13 protein-coding genes are annotated in these 19,636 nt (G+C 37.4%); 1 reads left to right on the forward strand and 12 read right to left on the reverse strand.

The genetic code is table 11. From position 1 onward, the window contains the following. Window positions 1-91: 91 nt before the first annotated feature. The 9 genes from BM179_RS00830 to BM179_RS00870 form a co-directional block, all read right to left on the reverse strand. Entirely contained in the window at window positions 92-679 is a 588-nt protein-coding gene (locus BM179_RS00830; protein WP_092010684.1) for a Crp/Fnr family transcriptional regulator, read from the reverse strand. Window positions 680-936: 257 nt separating this feature from the next. Continuing rightward, window positions 937-2,526: an ABC-F family ATP-binding cassette domain-containing protein gene (locus BM179_RS00835; protein WP_092010687.1), complete on the reverse strand. Its 1,590-nt coding sequence runs from the start codon at window positions 2,524-2,526 to the stop codon at window positions 937-939. 320 nt (window positions 2,527-2,846) lie between these two features. Further along, the gene (locus BM179_RS00840) at window positions 2,847-4,283 is read right to left on the reverse strand and encodes an FHA domain-containing protein (protein WP_092010690.1); all 1,437 of its coding nucleotides are present in this window, start codon (window positions 4,281-4,283) and stop codon (window positions 2,847-2,849) included. A 197-nt stretch (window positions 4,284-4,480) separates the two neighbouring features. Then, a complete protein-coding gene (locus BM179_RS00845; protein ID WP_092010704.1) occupies window positions 4,481-5,698 on the reverse strand; it encodes a PP2C family protein-serine/threonine phosphatase in 1,218 nt (405 codons plus the stop codon). After that, window positions 5,695-6,579, reverse strand: a complete 885-nt coding sequence (locus BM179_RS00850) for a serine/threonine-protein kinase (RefSeq protein WP_092010707.1) — start codon at window positions 6,577-6,579, stop codon at window positions 5,695-5,697. Before BM179_RS00850 ends, BM179_RS00845 begins: the two co-directional genes overlap by 4 nt. Window positions 6,580-6,581: 2 nt before the next feature. Beyond that, a complete protein-coding gene (locus BM179_RS00855; RefSeq protein ID WP_092010710.1) occupies window positions 6,582-8,819 on the reverse strand; it encodes a serine/threonine-protein kinase in 2,238 nt (745 codons plus the stop codon). Between the two features lie 21 nt (window positions 8,820-8,840). Then, window positions 8,841-9,410, reverse strand: coding sequence for an FHA domain-containing protein (locus tag BM179_RS00860; RefSeq protein ID WP_092010713.1), 570 nt, complete (start codon window positions 9,408-9,410; stop codon window positions 8,841-8,843). Between the two features lie 140 nt (window positions 9,411-9,550). Continuing rightward, a complete protein-coding gene (locus BM179_RS00865; protein WP_092010716.1) occupies window positions 9,551-10,348 on the reverse strand; it encodes a hypothetical protein in 798 nt (265 codons plus the stop codon). Window positions 10,349-10,393: 45 nt separating this feature from the next. Continuing rightward, on the reverse strand, window positions 10,394-11,893 hold the full coding sequence (locus BM179_RS00870; RefSeq protein WP_092010719.1) for a M48 family metallopeptidase: 1,500 nt from the start codon (window positions 11,891-11,893) through the stop codon (window positions 10,394-10,396). A 230-nt stretch (window positions 11,894-12,123) separates the two neighbouring features. On the opposite strand from BM179_RS00870, the gene BM179_RS00875 reads away from it, so the two are divergent. Further along, window positions 12,124-15,825 carry a caspase family protein gene (locus BM179_RS00875; RefSeq protein WP_092010722.1) on the forward strand — a complete coding sequence of 1,234 codons (3,702 nt, stop codon included), beginning with the start codon at window positions 12,124-12,126 and terminating at the stop codon, window positions 15,823-15,825. A gap of 7 nt (window positions 15,826-15,832) precedes the next feature. Here BM179_RS00875 and BM179_RS00880 read toward each other — a convergent pair whose 3' ends face one another. The 3 genes from BM179_RS00880 to BM179_RS00890 are packed head-to-tail and all read right to left on the reverse strand — an operon-like array spanning window position 15,833 to window position 19,623. Then, entirely contained in the window at window positions 15,833-17,806 is a 1,974-nt protein-coding gene (locus BM179_RS00880) for a caspase family protein (RefSeq protein WP_092010726.1), read from the reverse strand. Window positions 17,807-17,819: 13 nt separating this feature from the next. Next, window positions 17,820-18,608 carry a hypothetical protein gene (locus BM179_RS00885; protein ID WP_092010730.1) on the reverse strand — a complete coding sequence of 263 codons (789 nt, stop codon included), beginning with the start codon at window positions 18,606-18,608 and terminating at the stop codon, window positions 17,820-17,822. 1 nt (window position 18,609) lies between these two features. Next, window positions 18,610-19,623 (reverse strand): RNA polymerase sigma factor, encoded by a 1,014-nt coding sequence (locus tag BM179_RS00890; protein WP_092010733.1) that lies wholly within the window; start codon window positions 19,621-19,623, stop codon window positions 18,610-18,612. Window positions 19,624-19,636: the final 13 nt, after the last annotated feature.

The following is a 19,636-nucleotide window of genomic DNA, read 5'->3' on the forward strand; positions in this document are numbered from 1 at the left end:
ATTAATTAACAATGCAAAGTTATGGCAGGAGGAGGACCCAAACCCTTAAACTATCTTATGTAATACGCTTAATATAGTTTAAGGGTAAAAGCTATTTTTTTGTCAGATCTTTACGGATTTTACTTAAAAATTCGGGAGTGATACCTAAATATGATGCAATTTGAGTATTTGGCAGACGGGATGCCAGATCAGAATATTGCTCAAGAAAACTTAAATAACGCTGTTCGGCAGTTGAGCTGAAAGTCTGTAAAACATGATTTTGTAACTCTACGTATTTATTTTCAATAATGACTTTAAAAATTCGGTTGAGTTTAGGAATATTATTGTATAAAAAATACAAATCCTGCTGTTCTATTTGTAAAATTACTGAGGGTTCTATCGCTTCAATAAATAGCTTGCTGGGCTTGTTTGAATGAAAACTTCCGATGTCTGCTATCCAATCACTTTCGGCAGCAAATTGTATATTGTGTTCATAACCTTTATCATCAATACCGTACATTCTAAAACAGCCTTCGGCTACAAAAAAATAGTGTTTGCATACAAAACCTTCCTGCAAAATCATTTGCCGGCGTTTAACTCTTCGCTGTATAAACTTTGACTCCAGCAGTATCTGTTCCTCATTATCTAAGTGGAGAGGAGTAAATTTTTGAAAATATTTAAAGAGTTGAGTGATAGCCAATTTATTTGTATTTAATCAACGGAAGAAAAATGTCGCCTGATAATCACGGAGCTGATTCGGGGAATTCCGTGTTTTATTACAAATATGCTACTTTTAAAGATATGTTTACATGCTATTATCATATATTGCCTGCCTTCCGCTTTGGTTCAGGTATAGCCCCAAAGTTATGTTTTATGGAAATATAATAAAGATAACTCTGGTTAAGAGTGTTCTGTGGGTCACAGAATACGGTTATTGTGGCCCACAGAACACGGTTATTATCTGAGTTCAATAGTTCGTTCAATGTTTATCTGTTCCAGAAATGTTTCATCGTGTGAAACGACAATCAATGTTCCCTGATATTCATTGATGGAAGCTGTCAGAATCTCGACATTTTGGATGTCTAAATTGTTTGTCGGTTCGTCAAAAATAATAATGTCCGGCGATTTGCTGTTAATGGTCAGGCAACAAAGCATTAAACGCATTCTTTCACCACCACTCAATGCACGGCAAGGTTTGTCCCAATCTTCTTTGGTAAACAAAAAACGATTCAGTCTGATTTTGATTTCGTGTTCCTGCAAAGCAGCAATGTTGAATTGCAGCGCTTGTTCGTAAACTTTCAACCTGTTGTTAATAAGCGAATAGTCCTGGTCGATGTAAACCGATTTATTGTCAGCTCTGTAAATTGTTCCTGTTTGTGACTCAATATCACCTAAAATGAGTTTTATCAAAGTCGTTTTTCCAGAACCATTTGTACCTTTTAAGGTAATGCGTTCGCCACTGATAATCTGAAAATTCAGGTTTTCTGCCCAAAGCGATTTATTGCCATAGGTGAAGCTGATGTTGGTTGCCGTAAACAAAACTTTCCCTTTGTGCAGAGAGGAATTGTCAAAACCGAACTTCATTTTGTCAATGTCAGGTAAAGAGGAGCGTAGTTCCTGTAGTTCTTCAGTAATTCCTCCAATTTTTTCAGCGTGAAGGCTTTTTAATTTTGAAGTGCTGTTTTCGGCATTGTTTCTCAGCGTGTTCATCATGATTCGGGCAACGCCTGCTTTTTCCTGTTTGCCTTTTCCACGACTGTCCAGTTTTTGTTGCCGCTCCAATGTTTCCCGTTCTTTTTCTTTGGCTTTTCGCAAAGCTCTTTCTTTGCTTTGAATATCCTGGCTCAAAGCGATATTTTCAATTTGTTTTTGCTCTTTGTAAAAGTTGTAGTTGCCACCATAAATTTTAATACCCTGTTTGCTTAATTCGCAGACTGTATCTGAAAGATTCAGCAGTTTTCGGTCGTGGCTTACAACAATCAGAGTGCTTTTGGTAGATTGAATAAAATCATACAAAAGTTGTCTTCCTGAAATATCTAAATGATTACTTGGCTCATCTAACAAAACCAATTCGGGATGATGAATAGAAATGCCTGCGAGGAAAACTTTTGTTTTCTGTCCGCCGCTTAGCATTTCCATTTTTTGTGATAGGTTCAAATCGCCTAATTCCCAATAATCCAGTGCTTCTTTACAACGGTCCTCTATGGTCCAATCTTCATTAAGCCAATTGAAATTTTCTTCTGTGGTATTTCCGTTCAGAATTTCTTTCAAAGCGTTCAATTTGTTTTCAATTCTTAACGCTTGTGCAATAGTCAGATCATTGAATTGCCCGAAAATCTGCGGTACATAATAGGGTTCGGCATTAAAACTTATTTGTCCGCCTGAAGGCTGCAGTTCGCCTGCAATAATTTTGAGCAATGTCGATTTTCCTATCCCGTTATTACCAATCAGAGCAATTTTATTTTGATTGTTTACTATGAGATTGATGCTGCTGAACAGTAAATCTTTGCTTGGGTGTGTATATGAAATGTTTTGTAATATTAACATAATTTCTTTCGGTAAAGATTAAGCAATAAGGCAACCGTTTTGCGGTTGTCGTTCTGATTCGTCTGAAAGAAATTATATTTTACATTTTGTAGTTACTGCAATTTTTGTTTCTGCAAATATACGATTTTTTTTGTTTTGCAGAGCCAATATATGATATGATCGTAAAAGAACAGGGATTAGGTAGGGGTTTGAAAGTGTTCTGTGAGGCACTCACATCATGTTCTGTGCCTCACAGAACGCAGTATTTTTACATTCCGTAACAATGTCCTAAAGCAGTAAAGTTTATAGAAACTGTTAAATATGAAATTTTTTCATGGTATTTAATCTTCAAGAAGTTTTTTGATATGTGTAGCGATAATTCCGAAATTATATCCCTGTGATTTTTCAATCCCGGCGTAATTGACCGCAATTAATTTCCCGTCTTTATTGAATACAGGCGATCCGCTTGCGCCATGAAATGACGGTGCATTGTATTGTATTTCGTATTTATCGGAAATTTTACTGATTTTGCCGTGGTCGAATGTTGCTTTAATCTTACCCTCGTTATTCTTCAGGGCCAGGTTAAAGCCAAACGGATAGCCGAAAATGCTTATGTCATCATCTAACGTAATTTCTTCCTTTCGGGTAATGATGTCAGTAACCGGGCGGGACAAGGCCGGTAGTTTTTGGGAAGTTAATTGTATCAAAGCTAAGTCAACTTCTTTTTCATCCGCTAATTTAACAAGACTACAGGGCAGCATATTTTTGAAAACATCGTCCTTCTCTAATTTGGAATTATTGGGAAATATACCCGTTTTAACAACAACTCCGACTACTTTTGAATTGACCGAATATTCTCCGTGGCTTGCCCGGACAATATTTATTACCTGTTCAATTTTTTCTTTATCAATGGCCAGGTCACTTTCCCAGGGTGCTGCTACATGTTTATTGGTAATGATTTTGCCATCATCGCTTACATAGAAACCTGATCCGGTAATTTCAAAGGGTTTTAATGAGTTTTTTGAATAGGGATCTTTTCTTAAATCAGCGAATTTAAAATCTTCCCCGATATAATATAAGGTGTCACCATGATCAATATACGCTAAGTAGTAAGAATTATAAATCAGACCAATGCTGTTTTCATATTTCCGGGAGACATCGTTTCTGAAAAGAAGTTCTTTTATTGCTTTCTGATAAAAAATTCCGGTACCTGCTGCCAGAACCAGCAGGAGCGACAGGATTAAATAAGTCGGATTCAGGGATGATTTTGGTATTCTATTCCAATCAAGTTCCTGAACATTTGCAAAACTTACCTTATCTCCGCGGTTGACAGGAAAATCCACATATTTTGAAATGCGGTTTCCGTTCACAAATGTGCCGTTGCTACTTTGGTCATTAATGAATAACTGACCTTTTTTGTCTATTTTGACTATAGCATGATAGCGACTTACCTGTTCGTTGTAAATCTGGATCTTATTGTCAGCATTGGTGCCGATAGATATGTTATGTTTAAAATTATTGTTGTTTGATTGAATAGAAGGTATTTGGTTCCAGTCGAGGGGTATAATGTCGGCAAACAGTATTTTATCCCCCCGGTTTACTGTAACTGAAGTCTTGTGGATTTTCCGTCCGTTTACAAGCGTGCCGTGACGGCTTATGTCGTTTAGTGTCAAATTTCCATAATCATCAATTTGCAGCTCGGCATGATTACTGCTTACATGCGGATTATTAATTATGATTCTGTTATTTGGCCCTCTGCCTATGGTAATAATGTTCATTTTTCTGAATGGTTATGGTTAATAGAATGTAAATGACCTTTATTGCAAAGGTATTTTGACCGGAATAGTAGTATTGACGCGTAAATCTTTACTGAAGTTTATTCCCGGATTCAGTTGTTCGAGTTTTTTTAAATTTTCCGGTGTGTATGGAATATTGTTTTCGGCCAGAATGATCCGTCCTTGTTTGTCTCCGGGTTTTACCAAATATTGGATGAGCCGGGACTTTTTTTTTCTGAAGAATCTGCTTTTTCCTTAGGTGTTACCGGGTTTTCTTCAATGGATTTGGGCTGCCCGGTTTTAGGAGTACTGTCTTTTTCTTTTTTAACCTTCGCACTTTTGTTTACATTTCCCGGATCAGAATTTTTTCCGGAATGGGCGTCTGCTTGTTTTTTCACACTAATGCCTTTGTTTTCCGAACTATCAGTTTTTTCTTTTTTCAGATCAGAATTTTTTCCTGAAAGAATGTTTGCCTGCCTGATTACAACTCCTTGTAAACTATCGATTTTTGCTTTTTCTTTTTTCAGGTCAGAATTTTCTCCTTGAGTAATTTTAGCTCTGGAATCACTGAAAAGAAGGAGATATATCAGCGCAGCGGACAATATCGCCACCATCGAAGCAAGTGCATAAATTGTTATTTTAGTTTTCATATCAATAATAACATCAAGTTTTGAATTGATTAAAGGTTGCAGCAAAGCCACGGTTAAATTATCATGCCCTCCGCCTTGTTGATTCCCCAGGAAATCTATTTGTTGAATCAATTGTTCTGAAAGCCGTTTTACATTCTTTTCCTTTTGGAGTAATAGTAAAAGATCTTCTTCAGGTAATGCTCCGCAAACCCCGTCGGTACAGAGCATAAACAAATCACCTTTCAGGAAAGGAATGTTATCATTGATCTCAACATCAATGTCAGGAGCGATTCCCAAAGCCCGTTGAATGATATTGGATTCTTCTGATAAACGTGCCTGTTCTTCTGATAAGATCCCTCTTTTTACCAATTCAAAAACCTTGGAATGATCGTTGGTTCGAAAAACCTTTTTCCCATCTCTTAATTGATATACCCTGCTGTCTCCTGCGTGGGCAATAATGGCTTTTTCCTCATTGATTAATATGGCTGTCACGGTTGTTCCCATTCCACGAAGCTGCGGTTGCTGCCTGCTGCGGTTAAATATCTCCTGATTGGCCTTTTTAATAGCTGTCGCCAGTGCCTGTGCAGGCATACTGCCTGATGAGTTGATGACTTCCTCAATAATTGTATTAACCGCCATTGATGAGGCAGTTTTACCTCCGGCTGCTCCTCCCATACCGTCACAAACGACGGCTAAAAGACCGAATTTCGTTAAGAAACTGCCTTCAGTATCCTGGTTTTCCTTTCTGCCTCCGATGGCCGTTTGGGGAGCATAATTATATTTTATCATTTTTCAGACTTTAATGATTCAAAAATCGAGATTAGTTTGTTCCACCAGGTTCCTTTTTCATTCGCTGCCTGTAAAAGTGCCTGCTTAAATTCTAAAGCACTTTGATACCTCTGACTCTGTTGTTTGGCAGTGGCTTTTTTTAGTACATTGTAGATTTTTGCAGGAATTGAGGGATGAACAGGAATGGTCTTTTTTACCTGCATTTCCATAATAGTGTACTCATTGCTGCCATCAAAAGGCGGTTTCCCTGTCAGTAATTCATAAAAGGTAATTCCGGCTGCATAGACGTCTGTAGTGGCATTGATGTTATGGCTCTCACCCCTGATTTGTTCCGGAGGAGAATATTGAGGTGTGCCGATAACCACTCCGATAGAAGTGCTTCTTTTTCCGCCTGTAACTTTTGCAACACCCAAATCCATGATAATAGCCTTGTCATATTCCACCATAATATTGGCAGGTTTGATATCACGGTGAATAATTTTTGGATCCTGAGTATGCAGGAATTGTAAACCATCGAGTATTTCTCCAAAAAGCCTTATAATTACCCCGATCTGTCTGTTCCTGATATAATCTGCAATCAGTACTCCGGTTACCAGACGGCTGATAATATGGTATTTACCTTTGGTTATCACAAAATCATAACTTTTAATGATATGGGGATGACTGAGTTTTGTCTGGATTTCTGCTTCTGTGAAAAACCTTTCAACAAATTGATTTTCAATGGCGAGTTCCCCATACAGAATTTTAATTACCACCGGATTTCCATCCAGCCTTTTACCATGATAGACTTTACCCATACCACCTCCTCCGAACGGATAGTTCGGGGGAAAAGGATTGAAAATATAGGAGCCATGTTGTCCTTTTAGAATAATATCCGGCATAATTATTTTCCTTTTTGGTCCATGTATTTTAAATTTCTGGAAGCAATGGCATTTCCTTTAAGGACAGCTTTGTTAAAATATTCTCTGGCAGTATTAAACAAGGCACTTCGATAGGCTTCGGTTCCCTGCTGATTGTAATAAATACCCAGACTTTCTCTTGCCACTGTATTTCCGGCATTGTCAGCCAGTTCACAATAATGAATAAACATGAATTCATCTTTACGCAGACCGAAACCTCCTTCGAAATATAGTTTGGCGATATTGAAGTAGTCCTGATTTGCTCTTGAACTATCCTGACGGATGGCTTTTAAATAATATTTTTCAGCTTCTTTATAGTTTTTATCTACTCCCAAACCGGTTTTACAAAAATAAGCCAGTGATTCTAAAGCAGGGATATTGTCATTGTCGTACGTTACAGCTTTCAGATAATAATCAGCAGATTTTCTGTAATCAGCAGGAACAAATTTTCCGGTAAAATACTGATATCCTAAATCGGAAAGTGCTGCCGAATAATTCTGATCAGATGCTTTTCTGATGAAATCCAGACCTTTGGATGCGTCCTGATAAACACCTTCTCCATACAGATACATTCTGCCCAAAGTCAGTTGAGCAGCCGGATGCCCTTTGGAAGCTGAGGTTGTGTACCATTTTACAGCTTCCGGCAGATTTACCGGAGTTCCGATGCCGTATCTGTACATATCCGCTAAATTTTCCTGAACAAAAGCATAACCTTTATTAGCTGCGGCCAGATAGTTTTCGAAACCCAGTTTTTCGTTTTTGCTGAGTCCCTTACCACTTGTGTACATTCCTCCGAGATTTCCCAATGCTTCGGGATCTCCGGCTTCAGCCAGTTTTTTAATGGCTTCAACAGATTCCAGGTAATGTTGATCGGCTTTATTTTTATCTTTTTTAATCCCAAGGCCGTTTTCCAAAGCCAAAGCAATTCTCCAATTGGCCATTCCAAAACCTTTTTTAACTGCACTATTTGTATATTCCCAACCTTTTCTGTAGTCCTTTACTGTTCCCAAACCATTATAGGTTAATTCTCCCAGGTAATAGTCTGCATCACCAGAATCTAAGCCGGAAGCCTCCTTCAGTTTATCAAAAGCATTTTTATAACGGGCATTATAGAAATCAGACATGGCCGGAATCAGGGCATTCAGCATTTCTATTTTTTGTTTGACAGAACCGTCATCAATGTATTCTACTGCTTTCTGAAAATAAACTTTTGAACTGTCGTACTTCGCAATACTTAGGAATTTATTGGCTTTTTCGATATTGGTCTTACCAATTGAAGTATTATGCTGATGTCTGAAAAAAAGGCCGGAACCACCAAGTGTTGCAATAATACCCGATGCGACTAAAATCTGCATTTGTTTCTTTTGCCACCAGGCTCTTTCCACAGGATTGTTAAAAGCGTTGCGGAATGCTGAAACATTCTGAAAACGTTTATGCTGTTGTTTGGCTGTTGCTTTTACCAGGAAATCAAACAAGGCATCACTCAGAATATTATTGAAAGGAAGTGCTTCATTTACCTGAGCCTGCATGGTATCATACTCATTGCCACGCTCAAAAGGAACTTTTCCCGTAAGCATTTCATAAATCGTGATTCCCAGTGCATATAAGTCTGTCGTTTCATTGATATTGTCACTCTCTCCCCGGATTTGTTCGGGAGGAGAGTAGTTGGGCTTTCCGATCAGCGTACCCATGCCCGTCAGGGATTTTGTTTTGCCACCGGTAATCCGGACCACTCCAAAATCCATTAGCTTGGCACTTCCATCTTCACAAATCCTGATATTGGAAGGGTCGATGTCTCTGTGAATAATTTTATTTTTATGCAGGACCTCAAGCCCGTCGAGTATGTCATTTACTATTTCCTTCGATTCTTCATAAGAAAAAACCTTTCCCTGTTTCTTTCTGTGGTCAATTATTTTACTCAGATCGGTACCTTCCACAAACACACTTATATCATGGTAGATGCTGTCTTTTTCAATAAAATCAAGCATTTCTATGAGATTATTATGCTTGATTTTGATTTCAGAGGCTCGTTTTACCCGTTCTACATTACTTACATTCTCGGTCAAATCCCTAAAAAGAACTTTAATAACCACAGTTCTGCCTGTTTCTGCTTCAATTCCCTTATAAGGTATTCCCATTCCGCCGGGAGATAAAACAGAGCTTTCATCTTTTGGGTCAAACAAGTATGTGTTTAACAGTCCTTTCAATTTAATCTTAGCCATTGCTTGTGGTAGAAGTGGAGGTTATGTGTTGTATTTTGCAGCGGTTCCTCCCGCATAGAAATCACGGGAAGAGTAATCGTAATCAATGACTTCTTTGAAATACTCACTTTTAGTCAGGTTTTCAAGGTATTTATCAATGATGATCAGTTTTAACTCATAATTGCCAATCTTAATTTTATCGTTGTTTGAAACGATTTTGCCATTGTAAGCCAGGATCTTTTTTCCATTGATAAATGTCCCGTTTGTAGAAGCTGTATCAACCAGTACGATATCATATTTGTTTTCCTCAGTATTGCGGGTGATATTCAGGGTGGCATGTTTTCCGGAGACCGTATCCTCATTAAGTCTGACCGTTGAATCCGCTTCTTTCCCGATGAAATTATTCCCTTCACGAAGTACCCAATATTCTCCGGAATCTGTGCGTGAAAATGAGACTAAAAAGCCAAGAAGTGTGTTAAGATTCTCAGATTTCTGATCATCCTCATGTCCGGAAATTATGGTTCCTCCGGTTTTGACTGAACCGCCAATATTCTGATTGACAGGGACGGTGCTGTTATGCTGAGAAGCCGGATTGTTTACTTTTGTACCCATTTGTGTATTTTGTTTAGGTTTGTTAACTAATTAAAAGACAGTTATTTGTAAGTATAAATGCAATGAGGCGCTTATCATCTGGCGGGCAGATGTATTGAAATGCTGAAATAAGAATACCGGATAAAAGAATCTTTTCAGGCTTAGTTTTCCTGAATTGCCTGAATGCTTCCGATTAATACTTCTTTGGCGCCGTCTTCCTTCATACTGTTTGTATAATGATTGCTTTCTCCTGAAATCCACTCAATAATATTTGCAATTGCAGCTATAGCAAACCCTTTTACAATATGATCTCCTGCGCTTGGTTGCTGAGGTAAAACTCTGCTGACCCATACTCCTTCAGTTGAACCGGAGACGGAATCAGGATACACTGGATGCGCTAACCCTGGTGTCCAAACGACGTCCAGATTTTTATCAGGATGAGAAAACAGATATCCCGGGAAAGCTTCAAAATAACCCACTCTGCCGGAGGCTGTAATTTTCAAATCATTAAACTGTTCTCCTGCATTCCAGATAGTACCTGTTGCTTTGCCTTCCTGATTTGCCTCAAATTTGTACCCTAATTCGGGAATCCAGTATCCTTCATCAGCTGAAGAATAAGCATTCATCGTCGGATGCTTTACTTTTTCCTGCCAGAGTACAGATAAATCTTTTACACCATCTCCGGTAAATCTATATCCGGCATCGGGAATCCATCTTCCTTCCCGGTCAGAAGAAACGACATGGTATTGCGGGTGATTAAGACCAGCTTGCCACTTTGCTTTTGTTTTTTCCCAAAAGAAGCGGGGATTCGTATCACCATTGTTGCTCCAGACATATCCGATTTCAGGAGATTCTTTAAAGAGGCCTGAGATTGAAGTTTTTGAAGAAAAGGCTGCATATACATGCCATATTATTGCTACGGATAATATAAATCCGGCCAACTCTCTGAGATCTTTCATGATCGCTGCTGTTAGGTTTTATGAAATCGTACTTTCTGAAAAATGCTATTTGAAAATCAATCCTCTTGTGCTGTTTTTTAATATGCTCTCAGAAGACCAGAACAGGTAAGTTTTGTCGAGCAGGTCTTCATATCTTTTTACATTGTATGGATGGGTTTGTCTGGCTTGTTTTAGATTATTGCCTGCTTTTGTTGCCAGAATACTGTTTATGGAAGCGTTTATAATACCTGAGGTATTCGGATTACGGATATCTGAAATATCATTTATGGTATTATCTACGTAAGAATCCGTTTTGGCTTTTCCATTTCCGTATTTGTTAAATACATTTTTCCAGACAAGACTGGCTTCTCTCGGATCATAACCAGCCCGCACTAATAAATATAATCCGACCCTATCAGCCTGAGATTCTTCTTCAACAGAATAGTTTGACAATTGCTTTGATATAATGGAAGCCGGCAGGTCTTTTAATAGCCTTTTCGTAGTTCCGGACTCTATTCTGACATTGTTCACCGGATACTGGCTGTTTGATGAACCGGGTATAACATTTCCCACTATGTCATAGATATTATTTGCCTTATTCAGGGACTCTTTTTTCTTAAGTGCGTTCCGGACATCGCTGTTTCTTCTTGCTCCATGTTCATAAACTGCATGTGCTATTTCATGTCCTAAAACAGCAGCAAGCTGAGCTTCATTTTTTACATATTTAAACAATCCGGTATTTACAACTGACAGACCGTTAGGGTAACAACCCGCATTGAAACTATCATCATTGATTACAATAAATACAAATGGTATTTTGGATTTTATATGTTCCGGAATGAGTTTTAATCCGACTTTATTGACATATTCCTGTAAAGCGTCATTATCAGAAATAATATTACCGTCAAACTGACATCCGTAATACTTTTTTCTCCGGGCTTTATGTTTCCATGCTTCGTATAAAAGATCATGAACCTTCATTAAATAACTTTTTGCCTCAAGGTCGTCATCGGTGTCAATATCAGGTTCAACCGAAAGCGAATTGGTATAAACGAAACCATCGTCCGTGTTATATTGGCCCTTCAGTTCCACAAGGTCTCCCAAAAGCAATTCATTTAAAGCATGAAACTGTTTATCATAGCCATTGGTCCCTTTGATAATTGTACCGTTTTTTAACCTTACTTTAAATCCGTCTATAAATGCATAGTCGTTTTCAATACCATCAATTCTGCCTTTTTTAATTTTTACCTTATTGCTATAATCTTTATTTGCAGAGATTTTCTTGATTAAGGATTGTTTCGTTTTTCTGAAATATTCACCTTCTGCATATACCTCCATTCCCGGTCTTAAATTTGTAATGCCTGCATTTTGAGGCATTTGTGAAATTTCTGTTACGATGTGTTTATCATCCACAAAATCTATAAGTACTTTATTTGTTTTGTAATTAATATCCCTTAAATACCCTTTCTTTTTAAAATCAATACCAATGTCTCCCGACTGAGAGAAAATAGTTTTTGCGTGTATAAGAACCGATATGAAAATCAGCATTATTGTGATATTTTTCATGGAAACGAAAGGTTTAATAATATGAACAAATTTCAATTTTTAACAAACCTGCCACAACCCCGCAAAAAGGGGTAATTTCAGATATTTTTATTTGGTAGATTTGTTAAGTTCCTGAATGATACCCTTTATCGTAGCTGAATAGGAGAAACTCACATTTTTTGAAAAAAAACAGAATAAAAATAAAAAAACATATTAAGTAATTGATAGTCAACATATTGTGTGTTTAAAATATGAAAACATTTTTAGCCTTATTATTATCCTGTATTTGTTTTGTTCAGTTGCTGGCTCAACAGCCAAAGCTGGTATTACCTATCGGGCATACTGACAGAGTGAATACAGCCCGGTTTTCACCGGATAGTAAAAGGTTTCTGACTGCTTCGCTTGATAATACTGCAAAACTTTGGGATACCAGAACCGGAAAATTGCTGGCGGTTTTATCAGGGCATAAACAAGGTGTAAGCTCTGCCGAATTTTCTCCTGACGGGAAAATGATTTTTACAGCCGATGGGAGCGGTGCTGTTAGAATCTGGGATGCTGTAACGGCAAATCTTCTTAAAGTATTAAGAGAGCATGACCTGAATATTTTATCCGTTAGATTTTCACCAGATGGAAGAAAATTTATGACAAATTCTTCAGATGGGACCTGCAAAATATGGGACATCAATACTAAGAAGTTATTATATAGCTTGATTTGTTATAAACAGGTTAGAACTGAAGATGCTTCCGGAAATTATCAGATGGAGGATTCGGAAGAGAAACAGGAAGAAGAGGCTTTAGAGGATTATAAAGAAATGCAAAAGGAACTGGAGGAGGCCAAACGATTAATTCTCAAAGAAATGCCTAAAACGGCACAAGGGAGAAAAGAGGCAAATAAGCTGATAAAATCATTAGATTCTCTCTATCAGATTCCCGTGAAAGAAGCTAAAAGGGGAGCGCCAAAAATCGTGAAGTTTGACAGCCTTTATAATTCGAAAAAACAATATTTAAAACCTTTTGAGGCTAATTATGCTGAATTTTCTTCAGATGGTAAGAAGGTAATTACAACAGCTACAGACGGCACAACAAGAATTTGGGAGACCGAAACCGGGAACAGGAAATTAGACCTGAAGGTTGTCTTGTCAGATATTAAAATGGCGAAATTCTCGAAGGATAATCTCAAGTTTTTAACGGTTTCTTATAATGGTATAAGAGTATGGGATGCTAAACATGGCGGGATGCTTTATGACATAGACGGCCACTTTGAAAATGGAGCATTCTTTCCCGTTGAAAATAAAATACTGGCCACTGATGATGAGGGAGATATAACGATCTGGAATAGCCTGAATGGTAAATTTGTGGGGAAATTGTCCGGACATCATGGCAGTATAAAGACCTTGAAATTTGCCGATGGTGGCAAAAAACTTTTAACGGCCTCTTCTGACCACACGGCCAAACTCTGGGATTTAAGTACCAATAAACTGCTGCGGAATTTCGACGGTCATATAAATCTGGTTTCTTCTGCTCAATTTTCTTCTGACGAGAGTAAAATCATAACTTCTTCTTATGATTTTACCGCAAAGGTTTGGGATATAGCAAAAGGCAATATAATCCTGGATACCAAAGGACATTTGGCAACATGTCTGAGTGCATTCTTTTCGAATGATAATGCGAATATTATTCTTGCCTATCAATACGGAAATCCTAAAATATGGTCCCGCTTAACAGGGCAGATTGCAGGAGACCTGGCAGATTCTGAAAGCCAGATTGATTATGCAAAATATTCTTCGGATGATAAAAAGATCATAACCGATTCTGATAAAAGCATAAAAATATGGGATAGCGAAAGCCGCAAAGTATTAAAACATTTTGGAAATGAGGAGAAGTATGAGGATGATATATATGCGAAACCGCAATTATCACCAAATGGCAAGTTGCTGCTTAAATCACACCTGAATCAGTTATTTATATTGGATGCCGACAATGGCAAATATTTAAAAGGAATCAGTGAATTTGCTACGACCCGTTTTAGCTCTCCTGAGTTTTCAAATGACGGAAATAAAATTTTGGCTGTTCATGCGAATGATAAAGTCAAAATCTGGAATTTAAATGATTTCGGGAAATTCAAACCGGAAACAATCTGGGATAAAGACCCTAAAGTGCTGGAATTAAAAGGGCATAAAGAAGTTGTTAATGCAGCGAAATTTAACTTTAACGGACAAAAGGTAGTCACAGCTTCTGACGATTACAGTTCTAAAATCTTTGATGCCATTTCCGGAAAAGAACAGAAAAGCCTTGTTGGTCATACTGATAAAGTGCTTGTGGCAGCATTTTCCCCAAATGGTGATAAGGTGATTACAGGTTCTCTGGATGGTACGGCAAAAATCTGGGATGCTCAGAAAGGTACAATGTTATTTGATCTGAGAGGACATAATGCCCTGGTTGTAGCGGCAAGTTTTTCTAAAGATAATAAAAAAGTGCTGACGGCTTCTGTCGATAATACCTGTAAAATCTGGGATGCTGAAACCGGAAAATTAAAATATACCTTCTTTAGCATTGATTCCCTGGATTATTTCAATTATTTACCTGACGGATATTACCTGCCATCAAGAGAGGCAGTTAAAAAGCTGCATTATGTTACTAAGGATCTGAAAATCATCTCCTTCGAGCAATTGGACGTGAAGTACAACCGTCCGGATAAAGTGCTTCAGGCTATCGGTAATACTGATACTTCCCTGATAAATTCTTATCGCAGAGCTTATGAAAAAAGGATTGGAAAACTGAAAATAGATACTACTGTTTTTAACAACGATTATAGTTTCCCTGAAGCCAATTTTATAAATCATGACATTCAACCTGAGCAGAAAAAAGAAAAACTTACACTTCGTATAAAAGGAGAGGATAAAACAAGAAAACTGGTTCAGTTTAATGTCTGGATAAATGAAGTACCCGTCTATGGTTTAAGAGGTATCGATATTCGTAAAAGAAACAGGAAAGATTTCGATACCACGATTACCCTAACCTTATCCCTTGGCGTAAACCGGATAGAAACCTCTGTCAGAAATGAAAATGGTATTGAAAGCTATCGTATGCCTTTCGAGGTAAACTACAACCCGGAGGTAAAACCTAAAGAAATGGTACATTTTATCGGAATCGGGATTAATGAATTTGCAGACAAGAGTCATAATCTGGCATATAGTGCAAAGGATATAAGGGTATTAGCACAGGAAATGAAGAAGAAATATAACAACAATGTAATCATTGATACACTGATTAACAGGGATGTTACTATTGAAAAGATAAAAGCTTTGAAGAAAAAATTACTGAAAACCGGTGTAAATGATAAAGTGATAATGGCGTACTCCGGGCATGGTTTACTGGATGACAAAAAGGATTATTATCTTTCAACCTACGCGGTAGATTTCAGGAACCCGAAAGAAAAAGGATTACCTTATGATGAACTTGAAAATATCCTTGATAGTATCCCTGCCCGAAAAAAGTTGTTATTGATAGATGCCTGTCATAGCGGAGAAATAGATAAGGAAGAAATGATTCATCAGACTAAAATTTCTTTATCTGAAAAAGCTAAACTTACAAAAGCTGAGAAGAAAAAAGCAAAGATTGAAAAAGGGGGTGAGACACCTGAAAATAAATCTCCGGGAATCAGATTGAGAGACCGCATTGAATTGATGCAGAGCCTTTTTGTAAACGTAGCGAAAAATACCGGATCAACGATTTTTACGGCATCCACAGGCTTGGAATCAGCATATGAAAGTAACGAACTTCTTCATAGCTTCTTTACTTACTACATGCTGGAAGCTATGAAGAAAAATACTTCCATGAAGGTTAGTAAGCTTAAAGAATTTATTTTTGAAAATGTAGAAAAAGCATCAAATAAAACCCAGAGACCAACCTCGAGGAGTGAAACCATTGCCGTGGATTGGGTTTTATGGTAAACAGGAATTATTTTTTCGCCGGAATAATTGTTAGAATTATTTCTGCCGTTCCGCCAACAAAGGGAATATTTCCCTTTGTCCTTTTCATAGTCCCGTCTGTTAAATCTTTGAAAAGAGCAATTATCGGATTTTCATTGCCTTTTTGGGAATCATAAGAATTGACGGTATTTCTTTTTAAAGAACTGAGGAAGGCAAAGTCATTATAGTCTGATGACATAATGACCTTAAACATCTCCACGCCGTAAGGTTTACTGAACCCCGAGACAGGAAATTCTTTTTGCTGATCTTTAGGTATTTCGACATTATATTTATTCCATCCTTTGGCTTCATTCGGATAAAGGACATTGATGATACCATCAGGTTGAATATCTAATAATGCAAAATAGAAGGGTTCTTTGCCTGTGTTTTTGATGGTAAACCAACCTTGCTGGGAGGTGTCAAATACTAAATTTTCGCTTAGAGAATCTTTCGTGAAAGTTTTACGAAAAGTTCCGTCTTTCTCCTTGCTTATTATCGCATGTCTGAGAGAAACATCAGCCTTAAAATCGGGGTTGCTGATTTCAAGAGCTGATATAATTTTTGCTCTTCCAAAATCAAGAACGTTATTGATTACATTTTGGGTAGTATTCTCATCTTTGCTGATTTTTGAATAGACTAATCCTGACGTTGCGTTGGTGATTAGGACATGATTTCCTTCTTCATGTATTACCAGATCAGGGTTTTTGTGGGAAAGAGAAATGATATTTTTATTTGTAAAATTATCTTCCAGTGATCTTTGCAGGGATTTATCAGAAAAGTCCTTAATATTCAGGGCAATTTTATGACCTCCAAATGCCTGCTCTGTCTGTATGGCAACGAGATTTGAAGTATTATCCGGAATGTTTCCGGTAATACTGACAATGGCTTCAAAAGGACCAGAGGATTCAACAACACCTTTTGCGATAATTGAAGACGCATTGCTGCTGTAAATACCATCTTTCTTAAATTCAAATTTTGCTCCGATATTGACATTATTCAGAAAACCGGCGTATAATTTTACTTCTTTTTCTCCGGTTTTATGAAAAGCGAATTTCTCACCCGGTTTCCGGATTTGCCCGGCAAAAACCAACGATGAGATATCTCCTTCAATATTTGGGGTTTGCCGTAAGTTATTTTGGACAATGCTTATCATACTATAAAATAAATCCCGGTATGAAGTTCCGGGTCTGATTTTTTGAAAAGCCTTGAATAGTCCATAGGTCAGAATACCAAAAATTTCTTTTTGATCAGGACTAATCTGATGGCTTACCTGTTTGTCAGCTGAAGCCGCAATAAACACAAACCTGCCCGAATTTTCATTTTTGAATAATTTTAATCTGTAAGAATTAAGTGAGGTATTTTGTGCCGGTTCAGGATAGGGAGAAGCAGTATAATTTAATGATTCTTCTGAAACGTAATTATCTCCTTTGCTGGCAGTACCGGTATGGCAAGCGTCCAGAATCAATAGGATCTGACCATTTTTTTTCACTTTAGCCCGTAATTTTTCGATCCATTGTCCGATAATATCATCCTTAATTAAAGCATTATCTGTATAATCTCTGGCTGTTTTAGCTGGCGTGTCATAAGGAATAAGACATTCATCATAATGATCTTTTTCATCTTTATTAAGGTCTGCTGTTTGAATACCATGACCGGAAAAATGGATGACGATGATGTCTCCTTCCTGAGCCGATTTAGTCAGATTTTCAAGTGCTGAGATGATCCGGATTTTAGTAGCGTTTTCATTAGAAAGAGAAATTATATTTGTTTCCGGAAAATTCTGGTCAAGAAGTACGGTTTTCATCAATCTCATATCATTACCGGCACCTTCAAGGGTTTTCCAGTAAGAACTGTTTTTATAGTTTCCGATAGCGATTAACAGCGCACGTTTTTCATTATTGGCTAATATGGAAAAGGAGCACAATAATGAAAAGCAAAAAGAAACAAAATGTATTTTTTTCATAATTTCCTGAAGGCTAGAATCTTAGGTTATAAAAAATAAGCTCTTTTTTAAGGGTTTTTAATAAATCCCCGGCTTGAATCCCGAATTGATGATCCGGTGTTTTCAGGATATTATTCAGCATTTCAATGGCCTCTCTCTTCTCATTATTCTTTAAAAAGGCCAGACATAAATTCCATTCGGCACTATGCTTATAATACATTTCATCAATGCTGGTAGATTCTTTTGCTTTTTTGAACATTGCAATGGCTTCATTTGTATTGTTTAATGCCATAAAACTCATGCCTTTGAAATAAGCGGTGCAGGTACTTTCAGGCTGTTTCTGAATTGTTTTCAGAAAACTGTCATACTTTCCGGCATAAAATATTTCTAAAGTTTTATCATCAGGACAACCGTTGCCGACATCGCCTTTTGTCGCATAACTTTCCTGTTCAAATTTCTCCGCAGCAAGGCTTAATGCAATATCAGATTCATGCTTTATTTCATAAGTTGTAAAACCAATCAGAGCAATCACACAGGCTGCCGAGGCATAACGGAATATGCTGAAATAATCGGGCCTTAATTTTCTGACCGGTTCATTGACGATCCCGGGCTCAACTTCCACTTCAAATCTTTCAATAATTTCCTTAATATTATTTTCCAGCTGAATGTCTTCAATCGTTTCCAGGATTGGTTTCATTTCATCAAACCTTGCTTTAAAATCGGGATCATTTTTTAGTCGTAGCTCAAATTTCTCACGTCTTAGAGGAGGAAGTGTATCATCCAGATACGCCTGTATATCTCTTGTTTCTTTATCTGGCAGCATATCAGTTTGATTTATCAGCGTTTAATATTTCTCTTAATTCATCTAAACAGCCTCTGTGTTTGTTATTGATATAACCCACCGCATAACCGATTTCCTGAGATAACTCCTTAGAAGTAAGTCCGATACCTTCGGTTCCGCCAAAGTATTTTCCTGCAATGATTTTATAACAGGATTCAGGTAATTGCCGGATTGCTTTTAGAATTGCCGGACTTGGTTTTACCTCTTCAAACTCAGTAGTTTCAAATTCTTCGTAAAATCCGTCGTAATGTATTTTATCATCAAATACAGCAACTTCTTTTTCCCGGCTTCTTAACATATCGATCCAGCGGCGCATGCAGATTTTCAGAAAGTATGTAAAAATACTTGTTTTCAGGATATCGCCTATGCTTACAGGCAGCCATTGATAATATCCTTTATCTTTCGGCATTTTTTCCAGTTTTCTTAGAAATTCAAAAGTTGATTTCGACAGGATTTCATCAGTATTCGCCTTATTTCCTGAGTTATTCAATACAAAATGGCTGACTTTAGGGCGGGAAGTTTTACAGAGAAAATCAATTGCTTCCCGGTCAGTTTTATTGATTTTTTTCCAGACTTCACCGGCCAATGAAGCATTGTTTGTACTTTCTGCCTTTTTGATTTCATGAATTTCAGCATCGCTGATAACAAAGTTTGTCCGGTTAGATATATCTGAATAAATCGTTTCAACCAATTTACGCCTTTTAGAAATGGAATTCAGGAAATTGTCGTTATAGGCAATTTCAAGGTTTTGAAGAAAGGTGATAAGTTGCTCTTTTTCAGATTGATAAAATAGCTTTTCCATTTCAATTTCTTCTTCTTCTTCCAAAAGAATGCCGTAATATGCCTTCAGCTGTTCAAAGATTTTCGGTTTTAGCCGGTCTTCAATCTCCCCCTTTTCAAGCCAGTTGGAATAATAAGTGGCTAAGTGATTAGCATAAGCTAACCGGCCGATTAATACGCCCTTCAGTAATCCGGTATATAGTGCCTGTTCATTCATGAAATTCAGAAAA

This window comes from Pseudarcicella hirudinis (assembly GCF_900115665.1).
In the GTDB taxonomy this organism is placed as follows: Bacteria; Bacteroidota; Bacteroidia; order Cytophagales; family Spirosomataceae; genus Pseudarcicella; species Pseudarcicella hirudinis.